This is a genomic window from Stenotrophomonas sp. P5_B8 (assembly GCF_054049855.1).
This window is the reverse complement of record NZ_JBFULO010000295.1, coordinates 1-4,861: the sequence shown is the minus strand read 5'-3', so window position 1 is coordinate 4,861 and position 4,861 is coordinate 1. Positions and strand designations below refer to the sequence as shown.

Sequence of the window (4,861 nt, the reverse complement as noted above, 5' to 3'; positions counted from 1 at the left end):
GCACAGCTCGACCATGGCCTGGATGCCGAGGAAGCCGGCACCGCCCTTGAGCGTGTGGAAACCGCGGAACACCGCGTTGAGCTGGTCACTGTCCTGGGGCGACTGCTCCAGCGACACCAGCTGTTCGCCGAGGCGATCCAGGATTTCCTGGGCCTCGAGGATGAAATCGGCAGCAATATCGTCTGGAACAGCACTCATGGTTTTACAGCCCCAAATCGGAAAGCAGGTCGTCAGCGTCGACCTGTGACACCTGGTGGCGATCCAGGCCGCTCACGGCCGGGCCGGCCAGGCCGTTGTCGCGCTTGTGCGCGTTGTCGTCCTGCGGTGGCAGGCCCAGCGCACCGAAGCCCTCATGCACGCGGCGCACGATGCCGACCACGCGGCGGATGATCTGCCCGGTGAGGTCCTGGTAGCTCTGGGTGAGCGCGATCTCGGTGAGGTTGTGGCGGATCTTGTCCAGCTGCTGGTCCTGGTCGGCCGTCAACCCGTTGGCGCGCAGCTGCTCGGTGAGCGCGCGGCATTCCTCGGCCAGATCCAGGGTGCGGTGGGTGGCCTGTTCGGTCATCGCCACCACGTGGTCCAGGCGCGCGCAGGCATCGTCCAGCTCGCCGGCTTCGCTGGGCAGGCTGGGCAGTTCGCCCAACGCCTGGCCCAGTTCGCGGGCGAGCCGGTTCAGCCCGGCCATCATCGGCTGGGTGCGCAGCGCGGCCAGCGCGTCGATTTCCCGACGCCAGCCGGCTTCATCGCCGCTTTCCAGCGCGGCCAGGGCATCCTGCAGGCGCTGCACCAGCGCCGATTTGTCGCGAAGGGTTTCCATCAGGCGCTCGCCGCCAGGCGTTCGAAGATCTTGCCCAGCTTTTCTTCCAGGGTCTGGGCGGTGAACGGCTTGATGATGTAGCCGTTGACGCCGGACTGGGCCGCTTCGATGATCTGCTCGCGCTTGGCTTCAGCGGTCACCATCAGCACCGGCAACGTCTTGAGCTTGGCGTCGGCACGGATCGCCTTGAGCAGGTCGATGCCGGTCATCACCGGCATGTTCCAGTCGGTGACCACGAAATCGAACGACTGGCTCTGCAACAGAGACAGTGCGGCATGCCCGTCCTCGGCTTCGGCCGTATTGGTGAAGCCCAGATCGCCCAGCAGGTTCTTGACGATACGACGCATGGTCGAGAAGTCGTCGACGATCAGGATACGCATGTTCTTGTTCAAAGCACTTTCCTCGGTATCAATGGTTCTCGAGGCCGGCGTCGGCCGCCTCGAAGATCTTCAGTCGGCCACGCAGGCGCAATACCGCCTGGCCGTGGATCTGGCAGACACGCGACTCGCTCACACCGAGTACCGCGCCGATCTCCTTCAGATTCAGTTCCTGCTCGTAGTACAGCGACAGCACCAGCTGTTCGCGTTCGGGCAGCAGCCCGATCGCATTGCCCAGCTCGCGGCCGAACTCGCCGCGTTCTAGCACCTGCTGCGGGGTCGGGCCGCCCTGGGCGACGGTGTCCAGCTCGCCCYGGTCTTCAATGCGGGACTCCAGGCTCAGCACCTGGCCGCGTGCGGCGTCTTCCATCAGCCGCAGGTAGTCGGGCAGGGGCATGTCCATCGCGGCGGCCACCTCGGTGGCGCTGGCGGCGCGGCCGGTACTCTGTTCCAGGCGACGGATGGTGGAAGCGGCATCGCGGGCACGGCGGTGCACCGAACGCGGCACCCAGTCGCCGCGTCGGATCTCGTCGATCATCGAGCCGCGGATGCGGATCGAGGCGTAGGTCTCGAACGAGGCGCCCTGGTCGGCATCGTAGCTGCGCGAAGCCTCGATCAGGCCCATCATGCCGGCCTGGATCAGGTCATCCACTTCCACGCTGGCCGGCAGGCGCGCGGCAAGGTGGTGGGCGATGCGTCGGACCAGGTCGGAGTGCTGTGCGATGCACTCGTTGGCGGCCGTGCGCTGGACTTCTTTGTATCTTGCGGCGCCTTTCATGCGGTCACCCCGCGTTGCTTGAGGATGCGTTCCAGGAAGAATTCGACCCCGCCACGTGGCTCGGTCGGTGCCTGCCAGCGGGCGGTGCGGCGGGCGATCTCGGTGATGGCCAGCGCGGCCGGGCTGGACGGGTAGGCCTTGACCACCGGCTGCTGGCGCTGCACCGACAGGCGCAGCCAGTCGTCCTGCGGCACGCAGCCGAGGTAGTTCAGCGACACATCGGCGAGGAACTTCTCGCAGACCCGGGTCAGTTTTTCGTACAGCACGCGGCCTTCGTTCGGGTCACGGACCATGTTGGCCACCACCTGGATGCGGTCTACGCCGCGCTCGCGCGAGAGCACTTTGATCAGCGCGTAGGCGTCGGTAATGGAGGCCGGCTCGTCGCAGACCACCACCACGGTATCCTGCGCGGCCTGGCAGAAGGTCAGCACGCCATCGGTGATGCCCGCGGCGGTGTCCACCACCATGAAGTCCAGCTCGCGCTCCAGTTCGGAGAACACGTTGACCAGGCCGACGTGTTCGGCCGGCTGCAGTTCGGCCATGTGGCGGCGACCGGACGCGGCCGGTACCACCAGTACGCCACCCGGGCCCTCCAGGATCACTTCTTCCAGGGTGCAGCGCCCGGCGACGAGGTCGGCCAGGGTCAGCTTGGGCTGCAGGCCCAGGATCACATCGATGTTGGCCAGCCCGAGGTCGGCATCCAGCAGCAGCGTGCGCTTGCCCATGTCGGCCAGCGCCACGGCCAGGTTGGCCGAGACGTTGGTCTTGCCCACGCCGCCCTTGCCGCCGGTGACGGCGATGGTGCGCACAGGGCCCAGCGGCTGGCTGCGGGTGGCAGACAGCGGGAAGGTCTTGGTCAGCTTGGCGTACTCACGCGACGGCATGGTTGAACTCCGGGTTGCAGGGCATATCGGCCGCGCGGCGCAAATCTTCAAGGCGAAGTACAAGATTGGCGGCACTGGCCCGGTGCAGGTCTTCGGGAACGTCCTGGCCATCGGTGACCCAGGTGATCGGCAGGCGGTGGTCCACGGCCACCGACAGGGCGGTGCCGAAGCGACCGGTTTCGTCCAGCTTGCTCAGCACCACGCCCTGCGGGTTGGCGGCGCTGAAGCGGCGGACAACCTCGTCCATGTCGCCGAAGCTGGTGTTGGCCGGCAGCACCAGCAGGGTGCGGATCTGCTCGGCGGCGCGCAGCCACTGCAGCTGGGCGGCCAAGGCGCGGTCACGCGGACCCAGCCCGGCGGTGTCGATCAGCACCAGCTTGTAGTCCTTCAGGCGCTCCAGCAGCCGGTTCAGGTCGCTGCCGCTGCTGGCCTCGTGCACGGCGATGCCAAGCTGGCGGCCGAAGCCGTACAGCTGCTCGCGGGCGCCGATGCGGCCGGTGTCGGTGGTGACCAGGGCAACGTCGCGGGCGGCGTGCTTCTCGGCGAAGCGCGAGGCCAGCTTGGCAATGGTGGTGGTCTTGCCGGCGCCGGTCGGGCCGACCAGGGCGATCACGCCGCCGGCCTCGAGCGGATCGACCGGGGCGATCGGCAGCTTCCTGGACAGCAGGCCCAGCATCAGCCCGCGGCCACGGTGGGCTTCGGTGTCCAGCGGAATCTGCATGGCCACGTCGCGGCTGATGCCGGCATCGAAGCCGTATTCGTCCATCAGGTCCAGCGCGGCGGCACGCACCGGCGCGCCGCGCAGGCGCTCGTCGGTGAAGCGGTGCATTTCGCGCTCGATGACCTGGCGCATGCCGGCCACTTCGTGGCGCAGCTGGCGGATCTCTTCGTCATCGCGCGGCACCATCATCAGTTCGGTGGTCACCGGCAGCGGCTGGGCCTGCGCCGGTTCGGCGGCGGCCAGCGGCGCCGGCGCCTGCAGCGCGGTCTCAACCGGCGGAGCCAGTACGGCAGGCACCGGGGTGGGCAAGGCCTCGACGATGGGGGCGGTCACGACCGGAGCGAGCTCGACCGGCACCGCCATGCTGACCGGCAGCGGCGGCATGGCCACCTGCGCGGCTGGCACATGCATCTGGAAGTGCGGCTCATCCTCCATCRGCGGATCGATGATGAAGCGGGCGCGGTTGATCGGGGCCGGTGCAGCGACGGCGGCCGGTGCAGCGACGGCGATCGCCACGGCGGGCTCGTCCTGCGCCATCGCAGCGGCAGCGGCCTGTTCGACATTGAAGGGGGCGAAGATCTGTTCCGGCAGCGACGATGCGGCCATCGACGGTGCGCTGGCGTGGGCCAGGGTGGCGGCGAAACCGCTGCTGCCGCGCGGCGGCACGATTTCGTTGGCCGAATCCAGGGTGCGACCGGTCGCGCCGACGGCGGCGCGGGCCAGGGCGGCCACGGCCGAGGTGGTGGCGGCCACCGGTTCCGGCGCGGCGGTGGCGGGCCTGCGACGGGTCACCGCGGCAATGACTGCATCGGCGGCATTGCGCGGACGCGGCACCGGCGGCGGCGCGACATCCTTGCGTGCCGCTTCCAGCGCACGCTGCACCGCGCCTTCGTCGTAGTTCGCCGCCGCCACGATCTCGACGCCTTCCTCGATCCGCCGGTTGGACAGGATCACCGCATCAGGACCATGTTCCTTGCGCACCAGGTTCATGGCCGAGCGCATATCGGAGGCGACGAAGCGTTTGATTTTCATGCTGTGGTACCGGGACTGGGGCGGCGGAGTAGTCGAAGGGAAGCGCTGGTTGTCGGTGGTCTGCACGGTCCGGGTTTCCCTTTATGTCCTGCTGCGTTGATATCGAATGGGGTGTGTCTGTTTTCTGGCGCGTTGCCGTCGGCGTTCCGGCGTCAGCTGATCGTGCCGACCAGCTTCAAGCGTTTGTCCTCGGGCACCTCGCTGTAGGCCAGCACCGACAGCGAGGGGACGCTGTGGCGCACCAGCCGTGCC

6 protein-coding genes are annotated in these 4,861 nt (G+C 68.1%); all 6 read right to left on the bottom strand.

The window, feature by feature from the left end; translation table 11 throughout:
• The coding region (locus ACXJKH_RS14790; RefSeq protein WP_457320373.1) for an Hpt domain-containing protein at positions 1-198 on the bottom strand (198 nt) is incomplete at its 3' end.
• A 4-nt stretch (positions 199-202) separates the two neighbouring features.
• The gene (locus tag ACXJKH_RS14785) at positions 203-817 is read right to left on the bottom strand and encodes a protein phosphatase CheZ (protein ID WP_256776951.1); all 615 of its coding nucleotides are present in this window, start codon (positions 815-817) and stop codon (positions 203-205) included.
• Complete coding sequence (gene cheY, locus ACXJKH_RS14780; protein WP_256776952.1) at positions 817-1,209, bottom strand: chemotaxis response regulator CheY; 393 nt, start codon at positions 1,207-1,209, stop codon at positions 817-819. Before cheY ends, ACXJKH_RS14785 begins: the two co-directional genes overlap by 1 nt.
• Before the next feature lie 16 nt (positions 1,210-1,225).
• The gene (locus tag ACXJKH_RS14775) at positions 1,226-1,972 is read right to left on the bottom strand and encodes an RNA polymerase sigma factor FliA (RefSeq protein WP_457320370.1); all 747 of its coding nucleotides are present in this window, start codon (positions 1,970-1,972) and stop codon (positions 1,226-1,228) included.
• A complete protein-coding gene (locus ACXJKH_RS14770) occupies positions 1,969-2,856 on the bottom strand; it encodes a MinD/ParA family ATP-binding protein (protein WP_256776954.1) in 888 nt (295 codons plus the stop codon). The genes ACXJKH_RS14775 and ACXJKH_RS14770 overlap by 4 nt, the downstream gene beginning before the upstream one ends.
• Positions 2,843-4,609: an AAA family ATPase gene (locus ACXJKH_RS14765; RefSeq protein WP_457320368.1), complete on the bottom strand. Its 1,767-nt coding sequence runs from the start codon at positions 4,607-4,609 to the stop codon at positions 2,843-2,845. Before ACXJKH_RS14765 ends, ACXJKH_RS14770 begins: the two co-directional genes overlap by 14 nt.
• Between the last annotated feature and the right edge of the window lie 252 nt (positions 4,610-4,861).